At 59.4% G+C, this 15,584-nt stretch carries 13 protein-coding genes; 5 read left to right on the top strand and 8 right to left on the bottom strand.

From position 1 onward, the window contains the following. Positions 1 to 25 precede the first annotated feature (25 nt). Both AOA62_RS18595 and AOA62_RS18590 read right to left on the bottom strand, forming a co-directional pair. Entirely contained in the window at positions 26 to 232 is a 207-nt protein-coding gene (locus tag AOA62_RS18595; RefSeq protein WP_017139805.1) for a SlyX family protein, read from the bottom strand. 3 nt (positions 233 to 235) lie between these two features. Further along, a complete protein-coding gene (locus tag AOA62_RS18590; RefSeq protein ID WP_017139804.1) occupies positions 236 to 661 on the bottom strand; it encodes an HIT domain-containing protein in 426 nt (141 codons plus the stop codon). A gap of 741 nt (positions 662 to 1,402) precedes the next feature. Here AOA62_RS18590 and AOA62_RS18585 point away from each other — a divergent pair. Next, entirely contained in the window at positions 1,403 to 2,674 is a 1,272-nt protein-coding gene (locus AOA62_RS18585) for an OprD family porin (RefSeq protein WP_099549393.1), read from the top strand. Between the two features lie 190 nt (positions 2,675 to 2,864). Here the strand turns inward: AOA62_RS18585 and AOA62_RS18580 are convergent, their stop codons facing one another. Together AOA62_RS18580 and AOA62_RS18575 are read right to left on the bottom strand one after the other, a co-directional pair. Further along, the gene (locus AOA62_RS18580) at positions 2,865 to 3,707 is read right to left on the bottom strand and encodes a mechanosensitive ion channel family protein (protein ID WP_099549392.1); all 843 of its coding nucleotides are present in this window, start codon (positions 3,705 to 3,707) and stop codon (positions 2,865 to 2,867) included. A 136-nt stretch (positions 3,708 to 3,843) separates the two neighbouring features. After that, a complete protein-coding gene (locus AOA62_RS18575) occupies positions 3,844 to 4,329 on the bottom strand; it encodes a YajQ family cyclic di-GMP-binding protein (RefSeq protein ID WP_003209785.1) in 486 nt (161 codons plus the stop codon). Between the two features lie 123 nt (positions 4,330 to 4,452). Between AOA62_RS18575 and AOA62_RS18570 the strand changes: the two genes are divergently transcribed. The 3 genes from AOA62_RS18570 to AOA62_RS18560 are packed head-to-tail and all read left to right on the top strand — an operon-like array spanning position 4,453 to position 8,034. Beyond that, on the top strand, positions 4,453 to 5,370 hold the full coding sequence (locus tag AOA62_RS18570) for a putative 2-dehydropantoate 2-reductase (protein WP_099549391.1): 918 nt from the start codon (positions 4,453 to 4,455) through the stop codon (positions 5,368 to 5,370). A gap of 46 nt (positions 5,371 to 5,416) precedes the next feature. Continuing rightward, positions 5,417 to 7,453: an ATP-binding protein gene (locus AOA62_RS18565; protein ID WP_017139800.1), complete on the top strand. Its 2,037-nt coding sequence runs from the start codon at positions 5,417 to 5,419 to the stop codon at positions 7,451 to 7,453. A gap of 2 nt (positions 7,454 to 7,455) precedes the next feature. Continuing rightward, positions 7,456 to 8,034, top strand: coding sequence for a cob(I)yrinic acid a,c-diamide adenosyltransferase (locus AOA62_RS18560; protein WP_017139799.1), 579 nt, complete (start codon positions 7,456 to 7,458; stop codon positions 8,032 to 8,034). Positions 8,035 to 8,142: 108 nt separating this feature from the next. Here AOA62_RS18560 and AOA62_RS18550 read toward each other — a convergent pair whose 3' ends face one another. From AOA62_RS18550 to secA, 3 genes are all read right to left on the bottom strand, one after another. Then, positions 8,143 to 9,087, bottom strand: coding sequence for a Nudix family hydrolase (locus tag AOA62_RS18550; RefSeq protein WP_099549389.1), 945 nt, complete (start codon positions 9,085 to 9,087; stop codon positions 8,143 to 8,145). Positions 9,088 to 9,106: 19 nt separating this feature from the next. Then, positions 9,107 to 10,324 (bottom strand): bifunctional glutamate N-acetyltransferase/amino-acid acetyltransferase ArgJ, encoded by a 1,218-nt coding sequence (gene argJ, locus AOA62_RS18545; protein WP_099549388.1) that lies wholly within the window; start codon positions 10,322 to 10,324, stop codon positions 9,107 to 9,109. Positions 10,325 to 10,448: 124 nt separating this feature from the next. After that, the gene (secA, locus tag AOA62_RS18540) at positions 10,449 to 13,184 is read right to left on the bottom strand and encodes a preprotein translocase subunit SecA (protein ID WP_017139796.1); all 2,736 of its coding nucleotides are present in this window, start codon (positions 13,182 to 13,184) and stop codon (positions 10,449 to 10,451) included. A gap of 305 nt (positions 13,185 to 13,489) precedes the next feature. Here secA and AOA62_RS18535 point away from each other — a divergent pair, with 305 nt between their 5' ends. Further along, a complete protein-coding gene (locus tag AOA62_RS18535; protein WP_017139795.1) occupies positions 13,490 to 13,945 on the top strand; it encodes a DUF721 domain-containing protein in 456 nt (151 codons plus the stop codon). Between the two features lie 4 nt (positions 13,946 to 13,949). On the opposite strand, the gene AOA62_RS18530 is transcribed toward AOA62_RS18535, so the two are convergent. Beyond that, a complete protein-coding gene (locus AOA62_RS18530; protein WP_017139794.1) occupies positions 13,950 to 15,428 on the bottom strand; it encodes a helicase HerA-like domain-containing protein in 1,479 nt (492 codons plus the stop codon). Positions 15,429 to 15,584 lie beyond the last annotated feature (156 nt).

Here is a 15,584-nt window from a genome sequence, read left to right as displayed (position 1 = left end):
GCGCGGCTGTTTAACGAAGGGCCGATTAATAATGTGGCGGCGGCGCTTCTTCTTCGGAGGTCTCGAACTGCCCGCCCATTTCCTCCTGGCGCTTGAGCAGCGCCGTCATCTGCATTTGCAGGCGTTCAACCGCACGCTGCTGAGTGACCAGGATGTCATTGAGGGTCTCGATGGTGTCGTCCTGGAAGGCCAGGCGGCTTTCCAGATCGGTAACGCGGTCTTGCAGGTCCATGATTCAGTCCTGGCTAAAGATGAAGTCGGCAGGCAATAGCCCGCGCAATTGGCTGCGAATCGCCGCCACTTGCTCTTCGGTATAAGGCCGGGCCGGGTGCTTGCCCCAGACCGGTGCCGGCCAGGCCGCATCGTCACGTTTGCGCACAATCACATGCACGTGCAACTGACTGACGACATTCCCCAGCGCGCCGATGTTCATTTTGTCGGCGGCAAAGCCCGTGTTGAGCTGTTGCGCCAAGACTGTCGTTTCTTGCCACAGTATCTGTTGATCTGCGACATCCAGTTGAAACACTTCGCTGATACCGTTGATGCGCGGCACCAGGATGAACCAGGGGTAATTGGCGTCGTTGGACAGCAGCAGGCGGCAGAGCGGGAAGTCCCCAATGGCCAGTGTGTCTTGTTGCAGGCGTTGGTCTAAGGCGAACACGCGGCACTCCGTTCGGCAGGTCAATTTCAGGTGCCCAGCATACCTTCGAATGCCCGAGGCTTCACGGCGAATGCGGGAGCGTTCAGGCAACAGGGCAAAAAAGCACGCACCCTTTCGAGGCAGGCAAATATTTGAGCTACGCTAAATCGGGCCTCAGCGGGATGCACCAAAATGACCCACCCGTGCCTCAAAGGGATCCGCCAATTACCCACTCAAGGGGTGAACCGGTAACGCTTTGCCCTGGCACAGGATTTTTGTACCTCCCAACAGGTGTTTCAGCGGGGCGTCAAGCCCAAACCAAACGACGTAAAAAGCCCGTGCTTATGCGGTTTTTACACGGCCGTAACGTTTTTCACGAAAAAATGACATTCGGTTACCGCTTTGTGCACGCTTGTTGCATTCACACCCGTATCGTCGGCAACGGCACCCGTATGGATACAGGTGTTACGCGATAAGAAACAGTAGCGTTCAGGTGCATTTCAAGGATGAGTTCAAACTTCGCAAGGGGTATGAATACTGCATTTTAGTTGTCAGCCTGGTCACACTCGGGCTGTGAATTTGCGACAGGGAAATAGCAATTTACGACAGCCTCGTAAAGAAGCTGAAAGGATAGATGAGTAAGTATCGTCAATAGGGTCTGCGTGATATAACTTTGCGCCGACACAAAAAAGAAAGAGCCGCCCAGATAAAAATACAGGTGGGACGGCAGTACTCTTCCTAAAACCAAAGGAGCAAATCACGATGCGCGTGATGAAGTGGAGCATGATCGCCCTGGCTGTATCAGCAGGCACCTCGCAGTTCGCAATGGCGTCCGCCCAGGACGATTCCAAGGGCTTTGTTGAAGACAGCACTTTCAGCATCAATACCCGTTTGCTGAACTTCCGTCGGGACTTCCGTAATAACGATTCCGGCAAGAGCTACACCAATGAAACCGGCCTGGGCTTCAACGGTCTGTTCCAGTCTGGCTACACCCAAGGCACCATCGGTGTCGGTGTTGACGTGATCGGCCTGCTGGGCGTGAAACTGGACAGCGGCAAGGGTCGCTCGGGCACTGGCCTGTTCCCTACCGGTGCCGACGGTCGCTCGCAAGACGACTACTCCAAAGGCGGCGGCGCCGTTAAGTTCCGCATCTCCGACACCGTGCTTAAAGTCGGCGACCAGTACACCACCGCGCCTGTGTTCGCGTCCGACGACAGCCGCTTGCTGCCAGAGCTGCCGCAAGGTATCTCGATCACCAGCAACGAGATCAAGGGCCTGAAACTCGAAGGCGGTCACTTCACCTCGAGCGTGGCACAAGCACAGACATACCGTGACAGCCTGGGTCTGACTAAAACCGACTTTATCGGTGGTGTCTACGCCCTGACGCCGGAAGTCAGCGCCAGCCTCTACTACGCGAAGACCGAAGACTACTGGAAGAAGACCTACGCCAACCTGAACTGGACTCACGCGCTGAGCAACGATCAGTCCCTGGCCGTTGACTTCAACATCTACAGCACCAAAAGCGATGGCGCCGGCCTGCAGCGCGCAGAAAAAGACAACACCACCAAACTGGATAACCGTGCGTACAGCTTGCAAGGCGCGTACACCATCCAGGCTCACACGTTCACCCTGGCCTACCAGAAAGTCAGCGGTGACGGTGACTACGGCTACGGCGTAGACGGCGGCGGCACGATTTTCCTGGCCAACTCCATCGCCCGTTCCGACTTCAACGCTGAAGACGAAAAATCCTGGCAAGCTCGCTACGACCTGAACATGGCCACTTTCGGCGTGCCAGGCCTGAGCTTCATGACTCGTTATGTCAGCGGTAGCGGCGCCAACACTGGCACCACTTCGAACGGCAAAGAGTGGGAACGCGACATCGAAGCCAAGTACGTGGTTCAGAGCGGCCCGGCAAAAGACCTGAGCCTTCGCGTTCGTCAAGCGACCTATCGTTCGTCTGATGGCGTGTACTACGGTTCGGCGTCGATCGACGAACTGCGTCTGATCGCGCAATACCCGCTGAACATCTTGTAATTAGCTGTTTAATTACAATGATGACTTAAGGCGTAAGCCTTAACTAAAAAGCCGCTCCCCTGCTTTGCAAGGGAGCGGCTTTTTTATTTCAGTTTTATTACACAAGAAAAATAACTAGCAAGCTAAGTAACTACATTGGCCTTACGCATCAAACTTGACCTATCGGCCAAGTTCGACAACCCGCGCTTAGTTATTTGGCAAGCGGTTCTTGCATCACGCGAATAACTCGCTGTGGAAACGGAATATCAATACCCGCCCCTTTCAAACGATCACGCGCCAGTTCATTGAGCATAAACACCACATCCCAATAATCCGGGGTATTGGTCCAGCAACGCAGGGAGACAGTGATCGAACTGTCTCCCAAGGTCGACACCACTGCCACAGGCGCAGGGTCAGCCAGCACGCGTGGGTCTTTGGCCAGCTCCAACAGCACTTCACGGGCTTTCTGCAAATCGGCTTCGTAGTCGACCCCCACATCAAACACCACCTTGCGGGTCGGCTGACGGTTGGTGTTGGTGATGAGGCCGTTGGACAGGCTACCGTTAGGGATGATCACGGTTTTGTTGTCGCCGGTGCGCAACACAGTGTGGAAGATCTGGATGCTGTCGACGGTACCGGAAGTGCCTTGTGCTTCGATCCAGTCACCAATGCGAAACGGACGGAACAACAGGATCAGTACGCCACCGGCGAAGTTCGCCAGGCTGCCTTGCAATGCCAGGCCGATGGCCAGAGTAGCGGCACCAATCGCGGCCACGAACGAGGTCGTGGCCACGCCGATCATCGAGGCCACGTTGACCACCAGCATGACTTTGAGCGCGATGTTGGCAAGGTTAGTGATGAAATGTTGCAGCGCCAGGTCGGCATTACGCAGCGCCAGCAAACGCCCCACGCGGTGGGTCAACACGTTAATCAGCCACCAACCGATGGCCAGGGTGACCACGGCCAGCAAAAACCGGCTGCCGTATTCCATAATCATCGGGAGCCAAGACTCAGAGGTCTTGATCAGGTGATCCATTTCAACGTTTAAATCCATCTATCTTCTCCTGTTGCGCGGATGTGCGGCTTAATTGACTGCCTTAAAACGCAAATGAGCCCCGAAGGGCTCAAGTGTAGGCACTGTTTCTGGGGCGTGGGACGTCAAAAACGCTCACAGGTTCCCCAATGTGCCATCAGTCGCGGAAGTTATTGAACTGCAGCGGCATGTCGAAGGTCTTGGCGCGCAGGGCAGCAATGGCTTCCTGCAGGTCGTCACGCTTCTTGCCGGTGATACGTACCTGCTCGCCCTGGATGGCGGCCTGGACCTTTAGCTTGGCATCTTTGACGTGAGCGACGATCTTCTTCGCCAGCTCCTTGTCGATGCCTTCCTTCAGCACGGCTTCCTGCTTCATCAGCTTGCCGGAGGCGTAGGCGTCCTTGATTTCAAGGCACTGTGCGTCGATCTTGCGCTTGACCAACGACAGCTTGAGGATCTCGATCATCGCTTCCAGCTGGAAATCGGCTTCAGCGGTCAGGTTGACGGTCAATTCCTTTTCCTTGAACTCGAAGCTGCCCTTGCCCTTCAAGTCGTAGCGACGGTCCAGCTCCTTGACGGCGTTTTCGACGGCGTTGGTGACTTCGTGTTTGTCCAGTTCGGATACCACGTCGAACGAAGGCATGTCATTTCTCCAATATAAGGGGCGGGCTCAGTAGAGATGGAGCGCGCCCAAGCTAAAATGCCGAGGCATTATAGCGGTTCTTTCGCACCATTCATCGCAGGCGACCCTACGGAGCACAAACTGATGTCGACCACCTGGCATATTCTCGGCGCCGGCAGCCTGGGTACCCTCTGGGCCACGCGATTGTCGCGCGCGGGCCTGCCCGTGCGGCTGATAGTGCGCGATGCAGCACGCCTGACCAGCTATGAGAAGGCGAGCGGCCTGACCCTGGTGGAACACGGCATAGAAAATACTTACCCGGTGATCGGCGAAACACCCGACAGCCCCGAGCCGATTCATCGCCTGCTGGTGGCGTGCAAAGCCTACGACGCCCAAAGAGCCATCGCACAGCTGCAACACCGATTGGCACCCGACGCTGAGCTGATCCTGCTGCAAAACGGCCTTGGCAGCCAGGATGCGGTGGCCGCGCAACTGCCCCAGGCCCGCTGTATCTTTGCCTCCAGCACCGAAGGCGCGTTTCGCGACGGCGATTGGCGCGTGGTCTTCGCCGGCCACGGCTACACCTGGCTGGGAGACGCGCGGCACCCCACTCCCGCGCTGTGGCTGGACGACCTGCACGCCGCCAGCATTCCCCATGAGTGGAGCACCGACATCCTGACGCGTTTATGGCGCAAGCTGGCGCTCAATTGCGCCATTAACCCATTGACCGTGCTTTACCAGTGCCGCAACGGCGGCCTGCAAGCCCACCAATGCGAAGTCGCGACCTTGTGCGCCGAACTCAGCGAGTTGCTCGAATGCTGCGGCCAACCCGCCGCCGCCCAGGACCTGCACAGCGAAGTGCAACGGGTGATCCAAGCCACCGCGGCCAATTATTCGTCCATGTATCAGGACGTAGCCTCCAGCCGTCGCACCGAAATCAGCTACCTGCTCGGTTATGCGTGCCAGGCGGCAGAGCGCCATCAATTGGTGCTGCCGCATCTGCAACAGTTGCGGGCGCGCCTGGTCGACTACTTGCACACACGCGGATTGGCCAGCGACTGAGGCACGCGCTACCCTGCCTACCTGTCTATCACCTGGAAAAAACCTGATGCCACTGCGCCAGCGTCTAGAAAATCTACCGGTAGGGCAGAAACTGCTGGCCGCCCTGCTGGTGCTGTTGACCACGGTATTACTGGTGGCCAACCTGACGTTTATCAGTGCCGCCTATTGGATCTCCCAGGAAAGCATGGCGCCCCAGGCGTTGCAGGCCATCGGTCGATTGGTGTCCAACCCGTCGCTGGCCGCCGAAGCCCTTGAATCCCCGGCCAAGGCCGACGCCCTGCTCAATGAGCTGACCAGCTATTCGCCATTACGCGCCGCCGCGCTGTACGACGGCGACGGCACCTTGCTCGCGCAGATGCAGCACGGCAACCGCCTGCACCTGCCGGAAAACTACCGGCATATCGAAGCCTGGCGCCTCACTGAGTTTCGCAGCAACCAGGTCATCACCCTGCCCCGCGCCGGCCAGCCGTCCGGGCATTTGCTGTTGGTGGCCAGCAGTGAGCTGCCTATGGCGTTCTATACCGGCACATTGACCGCCAGCCTCGGCATCCTGATTTTCAGCGTATTGCTGTGGCTGATCATCGCCCGCCAGATCAAACGCCTGATCACCCGCCCGATCCATGAGCTGGAAGAGCTCTCACGCCAGGTGACGCGCGAAGAGAACTACGCCCTGCGCGCCGGGCGCGGCAACCATGATGAAATCGGCAGCCTGGCCGAAGCCTTCAACACCATGTTGTCGCGCATCGAAGCCCGCGAGCAGCAGCTCAAACGTGCGCGAGACGACTCTCAGGCCGCCTACGACCAAGCCCAGGGCCTGGCCGAAGAAACACGCCACACCAACCGCAAGCTCGAACTCGAAGTGCAGGTGCGCAGCAAGATCGAGAAAAAGCTCACCGGCTTCCAGAACTACCTCAACAGCATCATCGACTCGATGCCGTCGGCGCTGATCGCCCTGGATGAACAGCTTTACGTCACCCAATGGAACCAGGAAGCCACGGCGCTTTCCGGCACGCGCCTGGATGAAGCGCTGAACCAGCCGATCTTCCTCGCCTTCCAGCCGCTCAAACCGTACCTGCCGCAGATAAAAGCCACGGTGGAGCAGCACACGGTGGAGCGCATTGAGCGTGTCACCTGGATCAAGGATGACGAACCCAAGCATTATGCCCTGACCTTCTACCCGTTGATGGGCGGTGCCGGGCGCGGCGTAGTGATCCGTATCGACGACATCACCCAGCGTTTGTCCCTGGAAGAAATGATGGTGCAGTCGGAAAAAATGCTCTCCGTGGGCGGCCTGGCTGCGGGCATGGCCCATGAAATCAACAACCCGCTGGGGGCGATCCTGCATAACGTGCAGAACATCCGCCGGCGCCTGTCCCCCGACCTGCCGAAGAACCTGGAACACGCCGAACAGGCGGGTATCGAGCTGGAGACGGTCAACCACTACCTGCAAAGCCGCGAAGTCCCGCAATTGCTCGATGGCATCCAGCAAGCCGGCGCGCGGGCGGCGAAAATCGTCACCCATATGCTCAGCTTCAGCCGCCGCAGTAACCGCCAGATGGCGCCGTGCGACTTACCGGCACTGATCGACCAGGCCGTGGAAATTGCCGGTAACGACTTCGACCTGACCATCGGCTTCGACTTCAAGGGCCAGGCGATCATCCGCCAGTTCGACCCGCAACTGGGCCCGGTGCCCGGTACCGCCAACGAGCTGGAACAGGTGCTGCTCAATCTGCTGAAAAACGCTGCGCAAGCCATTCACCTGCGTGAAGACGACAGCGAGCCGGGGCGCATCATCTTGCGCACCCGCCTCAACCCGCCGTGGGCGGAGATCCAGGTGGAAGACAATGGCATCGGCATGAGCGAAAACGTGCGCAAACGCACGTTCGAGCCGTTCTTCACCACCAAGGAAATCGGCCAAGGCACCGGGCTTGGGCTGTCGGTGTCGTACTTCATCATCACCAACAACCATAAAGGCCAGATGGAAGTGCATTCCACCCTCGGCCAAGGCACCTGTTTTACCCTGCGCCTGCCGTTGGCCGGCAGCCAGATGCCACCCTATGAACTGACTCAACTGGAGCAATGACCATGGGCTTTCGCCTGTCGAAGATCTACACCCGCACCGGCGACAAGGGCGAGACGGGCCTGGGTGATGGCCGTCGCGTGCCCAAGGACCACCCTCGCGTGGAAGCCATTGGCGAGGTGGATACGCTGAACAGCCAGTTGGGTTTGCTGCTGGCCAACCTTGAAGAACAGAGCGGCCAGCACCCGCAACTCAAGGAGGTGATCGAGGTGCTTACGCCGTGCCAGCACCGCTTGTTCGACTTGGGCGGTGAGTTGGCGATGCCCGTGTACAAAGCGTTGAATGCCGCAGAAGTCGACCGGCTGGAAGCGGCGATTGACCGTTGGAATGAGGAAGTCGGGCCGCTGGAAAACTTCATCTTGCCCGGCGGTTCAGCGCTGATTGCCCAGGCCCATGTGTGCCGCAGCCTGGCGCGCAGTGCGGAGCGGCGGTGTCAGCAGTTGAATGCGATTGAGCCGTTGGAAGGCGTGGGGCTTGCGTATATCAATCGGTTGTCGGATGTGCTGTTTGTGGCGGCGCGGGTGATTGCCAAGCGTCAGGGTGTAGTGGAAGTGTTGTGGCAGGCGGCGGCCAAGCCTCACTAAGATCGTTCCCACGCTCTGCGTGGGAATGCAGCCCTGGACGCTCCGCGTCCCAAAGCGTGACGCGGAGCGTCACAAGAGGCATTCCCACGCAGAGCGTGGGAACGATCATCATGCCTCAGGCCAGAACGCGCGAATGCCTGCCACACCCTGAGCCCCGGCTTCCCAAGCCTGTTCCCGCTCAGCCGGCCCAAGCCCGCCCAGCAGAAACACCGGTTTACTGAACCCACGGATCAACTCTACCGCCTGCTCCCAACCCAAAGGCTGGGCATCGGGATGAGTCTGGGTCCGCTGCACCGGCGACAGCGTGACAAAATCCACGTCCATCATCTCTGCCAGTGCCAGCTCTTCGGCGTTGTGGCAAGAAGCCGCCAACCAGCGATCCTTCGGCAGCGGGCGGCCTTTGCTCGCGTATTTACGCAACTGCGCCGAGGTCATGTGCCAGCCGGCGGCAGGGAAATCCCCCAGCCATTCGAACGGCCCTTTAAGCATCAGTTGCGCCTTGCCGGCACACAGGCCCACCGCGTCCACCGCCAAGTCACGGTATTTAGGGTCGTAACCGTTGGGCGCGCGCAGTTGAACCAGCTTGATGCCACCGGCAATGGCTTTCTGGACACCTCGCAACAAGGTGGGGGCTTCCAGTTCGCCTGGTGTGATCAAGTATTCAGCGGGCAAACGGGCAGCCGCAACAATCGGTGCATTCGCCGCCGGGAACTCATAGTTGAGCAAGTCCCGCGGCGTCACCCATTCCAACGGCTGCCCTTCGGCACCATGGGGCTCGCCGGTAAAGGCCGAGACTTCCCAGACATCCAGCAACACCTGCTTGTCCGGGTAGTCATGCTGCACCTTGATCAGCGGGCGCGCCGTGGTGACCTGGATGCCCAGTTCTTCCTGCAACTCGCGGGACAAAGCGCTTGCGACCGACTCATCAGCCTCCACCTTGCCGCCGGGAAACTCCCAGAGGCCGCCTTGGTGCTGGGTATCGGCACGGCGTGCCAGCAGGATCCTGCCGTCGACGCCACGGATCACCGCTGCTGCTACATGCACTCGTTTCACCACGCTTTCCTCTTGGCTGTCAGGTGCGGTATTCCGCGTTGATCTTCACGTACTCGTGGGACAGGTCGGTGGTCCAGATGGTTTCGCTGCACTCGCCGCGACCCAACTCGATGCGGATAGTGATTTCTTCTTGCTGCATCACCGCCGAGCCCTGGGCTTCGGTGTAGGTTTCAGCGCGAGCGCCACGGCTGGCAATGCACACGTCACCAAGGAATACGTCGATCTTGCTGACGTCCAGGTCCGGCACACCGGCACGGCCGACGGCAGCGAGGATGCGGCCCCAGTTCGGGTCGGAAGCAAACAGTGCAGTCTTGATCAGGGGCGAGTGGGCCACGGTGTAACCGACATCCAGGCATTCCTGGTGGTTAGCGCCGCCGTTCACTTCAACAGTGACGAACTTGGTTGCGCCCTCACCGTCACGCACGATGGCCTGGGCCACGTCCATGCACACTTCGAACACCGCCTGCTTCAATGCGGCGAACAGCGCGCCCTCGGTGGAGGTGATTTCCGGCAGGTTGGCCTGGCCGGTGGCGATCAGCATGCAGCAGTCGTTGGTCGAGGTGTCGCCATCGATGGTGATGCGGTTGAACGACTTGTTGGCGCCGTCGAGCATCAGGCGCTGCAGCACGTCGCGGGAGACTTTGGCGTCGGTGGCAATGTAGCCGAGCATGGTGGCCATGTTCGGGCGGATCATGCCCGCGCCCTTGCTGATGCCGGTCACGGTAACGGTCACGCCATCGTGTACAAACTGGCGGCTAGCGCCTTTGGGCAGGGTGTCGGTGGTCATGATGCCGGTGGCCGCAGCCGCCCAGTTATCCACAGACAGGTCATCCAGTGCGGCTTGCAGCGCGCCTTCGATTTTTTCCACCGGCAGCGGCTCACCGATCACGCCGGTGGAGTACGGCAGCACTTGGCTGGCATCCACGCCGGTCAACTGGGCCAGCTTGGCGCAGGTGCGCGCAGCGGCAACCAGGCCTGGCTCGCCGGTACCGGCGTTGGCATTGCCGGTGTTGGTCAGCAGGTAACGGATCGAACCTGCCACGCGTTGCTTGGCCAGGATGACCGGTGCGGCGCAAAACGCGTTGAGCGTGAACACGCCCACAACCGTCGAGCCTTCGGCACAGCGCATCACCACTACATCTTTGCGCCCCGGGCGCTTGATGCCGGCCGAAGCGATACCGAGTTCAAAACCGGCGACCGGGTGCAAAGTGGGCAAAGGACCAAGACCAACAGCCATGAATGCGCTCCTTAAAGAATAGGTGATGTCTGTACCGTCGCGATCAACGGTGAAATTAATGGCAAAACGCCGCGACGGCAAAGGCCGGTCGCGGCGCAGGGTGTTGCAGCGTCAGGCAAAAATCTTAGTTGATTTCGCCGTGGCAGTGTTTGAACTTCTTGCCCGAACCGCACCAGCACAGCTCGTTGCGGCCCAGCTTCTGGTCATTGCGGACCGGGGCTTGAGCCAAGGCCACATCGACCTCTTCGCCCAAGGCTTCCGGCGCTTCCAGCCCCGGTGCTTCGTCATGCTGGAACTGCATGCGCGCAGCGAGTGCCTCGGCTTCCTGACGCAGGCGGGCTTCTTCCTCGATCGGGTCTTCGCGACGCACCTGAACGTGGGAGAGCACACGGATCGAATCGCGCTTGATCGAATCCAGCAGCTCGGAGAACAGCGTGAACGACTCGCGCTTGTACTCCTGCTTCGGGTTCTTCTGGGCGTAGCCACGCAGGTGGATACCGTGACGCAGGTGGTCCATGGTCGACAGGTGGTCTTTCCACAGGTCGTCCAGCACGCGCAGTACGATTTGTTTCTCGAAGGTGCGCAGTGCTTCGGCACTCGCCTGCTCTTCTTTCTCGTTGTACGCGGCCAAAAGCTCGGTCATCAGCTTCTCGCGCAGGGTTTCTTCGTACAGGTGGTCGTCTTCGTCCAGCCACTGCTGAACCGGCAAGTCCACACCGAAGTCGCTCTTCAACGCGGCTTCCAGGCCGGCAACATCCCACTGCTCAGGCAGGGACTGTGGCGGGATGTGTGCGCTGACGGTAGCGTTGAGCACGTCCTGACGGAAATCGGCAATCGTCTCGCCAATGTTGTCGGCGGCCAGCAACGTGTTACGCATGTGATAAATCACTTTACGCTGTTCGTTGTTAACGTCATCGAACTCGAGCAGTTGCTTACGAATGTCGAAGTTACGGCCTTCTACCTTGCGTTGGGCCTTCTCGATGGCGTTGGTCACCATGCGGTGCTCGATCGCTTCACCGGACTGCATGCCCAGGGCTTTCATGAAGTTCTTCACCCGATCCGAGGCGAAGATACGCATCAGGCTGTCTTCCAGCGACAGGTAGAAGCGGCTGGAACCGGCGTCACCCTGACGGCCGGCACGACCACGCAGCTGATTGTCGATACGGCGCGATTCATGACGCTCGGAGGCGATTACCTGCAAACCACCGGATTCCAGCACAGCCTGGTGGCGTTTCTGCCAGTCGGCCTTGATCTGGGCGATTTGCTCAGGGCTTGGGTTTTCCAGTGCCGCAACTTCCACTTCCCAGTTGCCGCCCAACAGGATGTCGGTACCACGACCGGCCATGTTGGTAGCGATGGTCAGCGCGCCTGGGCGACCGGCCTGGGCAATGATCTCGGCTTCTTTTTCGTGGAACTTGGCGTTGAGAACCTTGTGCTCGATGCCTTCCTTGTTGAGCAGGTTGGACACGTGCTCGGAAGTCTCGATGGTGGCAGTACCCACCAGGATCGGACGCCCCTGCGCCATGCCGTCCTTGATGTCGTTGATGATTGCCGCGTATTTCTCTTCGGCCGTCAGGAACACCAGGTCGTTGAAGTCTTTACGCGCCAGCGGCTTGTTCGGTGGAATCACCATCACAGCCAGGTTGTAGATCTGATGGAATTCGAACGCTTCGGTGTCAGCTGTACCGGTCATGCCGGACAGTTTGTTGTACAGACGGAAGTAGTTCTGGAAGGTAGTCGACGCCAACGTCTGGCTTTCGGCCTGGATGTTGAGCATTTCCTTGGCTTCGATGGCCTGGTGCAGGCCTTCGGACAGACGGCGACCCGGCATGGTACGGCCGGTGTGTTCGTCAACCAGTACGACCTGGCCGTCCTGGACAATGTATTCGACGTTGCGATGGAACAGCTTGTGGGCGCGCAGGCCGGCGTACACGTGGGTCAACAGGCCCAGGTTGTGCGCCGAGTAGAGGCTTTCGCCCTCGGCCAGCTCGCCGATCTGGGTCAGCATCTCTTCGACAAACTGGTGACCGGCTTCGTTGAGTTCAACCTGGCGGGTCTTCTCGTCGATGGTGAAGTGACCTTCTTTGGTCACCACGCCTTCCACTTCCTCAACGTGCTGCACCAGGCGCGGGATCAACTTGTTGATCTCGGTGTACAGGCGCGAACTGTCTTCGGCCTGGCCGGAGATGATCAGCGGGGTACGCGCTTCGTCGATGAGGATGGAGTCGACTTCGTCGATCACGGCAAAGTTGAGTTCGCGCTGGAATTTTTCTTCCATGCTGAACGCCATGTTGTCGCGCAGGTAATCGAAACCGAATTCGTTGTTGGTGCCGTAGGTAATGTCACACGCATAGGCGGCGCGCTTTTCTTCCGGCGGCTGGAACGGCGTGACTACGCCGACGGTCAGGCCGAGGTATTCATACAGCGGGCGCATCCAGTTGGCGTCCCGGCGGGCCAGGTAGTCGTTCACCGTCACAACGTGCACGCCCTTGCCGGACAGTGCGTTGAGGTAAACGCCCAGGGTTGCCACCAGGGTCTTGCCTTCACCGGTACGCATCTCGGCAATCATGCCTTCATGCAAGGTCATGCCGCCGATCAACTGCACGTCGAAGTGGCGCATGCCCATGACACGCTTACCGGCTTCACGGGCGACCGCAAAGGCTTCAGGCAACAGCTTGTCGAGGGTTTCACCTTTGGCTATGCGGGCCTTGAACTCTTGGGTCTTGGCGCGCAATTGCTCGTCCGACAGGGCAACCATCTGCTCTTCGAAGGCATTGACCAGCTGCACCGTCTTGAGCATGCGTTTGACTTCGCGCTCATTCTTGCTTCCAAAAAGTTTCTTTAACAAAGGCGCAAACATATCGGCAGGTTCTTCCACACATAGGGATGGAGGGCGCACCGTGAGTGGCCCGAGCAGCCCTCACGGCCGCATGCGAACGCGCATTCTACCCGGAATCGTGGGTGAGGAAAGTGGCGTTATTCCCCGATGCTGGCATGGCGCTGTGAGAGGGCCTGTTTAAAATAAGGGCTTTTGCTGGAACTTCAACCCATCAAGCGCAGAAGTTACCTATTGATTTCACTCGCATTGCCCTGCTATCGCTTTGCCTGGGGCCGCACAGGCGCTTTCTGCTAACATGGCGGCTCTGTTACTTAAGGTGTCTAAACATGGCGTTTCGCCCACTTACAGCCCGCGCGCCCAGCGTGTTGCTCCGCGAAGCCAAACCGTTGAAAGCCATCTTCGGCCACGCGCAACGCTTGGGCCATTTGCAACGCCTTGTAGAAAGCCAACTGCAACCTGCCGCCCGCGAACATTGTCATGTGGCGTCGTGGCGCGAAGGCAATTTACTGTTAATTGTCACCGACGGGCATTGGGCCACCCGCCTGCGCTACCAGCAAAAACGCTTGCAGCGGCAATTAATGGCATTTGAAGAGTTTGCCAGCCTGACCCGCATCCAGTTCAAGGTGCAGCCGCCCACCGTGCAGCAAGGTGCAGTGGGCCACACCATGGACCTGTCGCAGAACGCGGCCGAAACCATTCAAGCCACGGCCGACGGCATCAGCGATCCGGGCCTGCGCGCAGCGTTGGAGCGGTTGGCCGCCCACGCCAGGCCCAAGCCCTGAACCGCTACTTGCGTTTACTGCCGCCCAGCAACGAGCCCAACAACCCGCGCACCAACTGCCGTCCCATTTGATTGGCCGCCTGTTGCATGGCGGATTTGAGCGCCTTACCTGCTGTAGTCCCCAGGAACGCTCCGGCCTTGTCGGTAAAGCTCGGCTCTTCGGCGGCCGGTTTGGCCTCCTCGGTCGGGCCAAGCTCCTTGCGCGCCATCAGCACCTCGTAGGCCGACTCACGGTCAATTGGCTTGTCGTAGCGCCCCAATAAAGGCGAACTGGCGATGATCGCAGCACGCTCGGCTTCGCTGAGCGGCCCGATCCGCGATTGCGGCGGCGCCACCAGCACGCGCTGGACCACTTCCGGCGTGCCCTTTTCCTGCAACGCCCCCACCAATGCCTCACCGGTGCCCAACTCAGTCAGTACCGACAAGGTATCGAACGCCGGGTTGGGGCGAAAACCGTCCGCCACCGCACGCAGGGATTTCTGCTCTTTGGTGGTGAACGCCCGCAAGCCATGCTGGATACGCAAGCCCAGTTGCGCCAATACCGTGTCAGGCAAATCCCCTGGGGATTGAGTGACAAAGTACACACCCACGCCCTTGGAACGGATCAAACGCACCACTTGTTCCAGGCGATCCTGCAATGCCTTGGGCGTATCGGCGAACAATAAATGCGCCTCGTCGAAAAACAGCGCCAGCAACGGTTTATCGGCATCGCCACGCTCCGGCAGTTGTTCGAACAACTCGGCCAACAGCCACAGCAGGAAGGTCGCATAGACCTTGGGCGCCTCGTGCACCAAGCGGCTCGCGTCCAGCAGGTGAATGCGCCCACGACCATCGCCGGCAGGCTGCAAGATATCTTCAAGCTGCAGGGCAGGCTCGCCAAACAAGGCTTCGGCGCCCTGCTGCTCCAGCACCGCCAAACGCCGCAACAGCGCCTGGCTGGAACCGGTGGTCATCAGCGCCGCGTCGTCGCCCAGCAGTTCCGGGTGATAACGCAAGTGGTTGAGCAAGGCCTTGAGGTCTTTGAGGTCCAGCAGCAACAGGCCTTCGCGGTCGGCCACCTTGAAAGTCGCATAGAGCGCCGATTGCTGGCTGTCAGTGAGTTCCAGCAGGCTGCCAAGCAGCAACGGCCCCATTTCGCTGATGGTGGTGCGAAGCGGATGACCGGACTGCCCGTGGATATCCCACAGTGTTACCGGATACGCCTTCGCGCTGTAATTGAGGAAGGGCATGCCCGCAATGCGCTCGGCCACCTTGCCTTGAGGGTTGGCCGCAGCGCCAAGGCCGCACAAGTCACCCTTGATATCAGCGGCAAACACGGCCACACCCGCATCGCTGAAGGCTTCCGCCAAGCGCTGCAACGTGACGGTTTTACCTGTGCCGGTCGCGCCGGCAATCAACCCGTGACGGTTGGCCAAGCGCATGGCCTGGGCGATGGGCTGGCCGTCCAGGCCGGCGCCGATAAGGAGTTGCGAGGAATCAGGCATTTCGTCACCTTTGGTTAATCTTTAGTGCCGTCAGGTCGATACAGACAGAGGTAAGACCCACAAAGTCTAAAAATAGGTCAGATAGTTCTCACAGGGACCACCGGAATTATCACAAGCAGTATCACACCTTTTTTGACGCTGTCATTTTGCGCATCC

Origin of the sequence: Pseudomonas sp. 2995-3 (assembly GCF_002742565.1) — a bacterium.
Taxonomy (GTDB): domain Bacteria; phylum Pseudomonadota; class Gammaproteobacteria; order Pseudomonadales; family Pseudomonadaceae; genus Aquipseudomonas; species Aquipseudomonas edaphica.
This window is presented reverse-complemented; position numbering and strand designations above follow the sequence as displayed.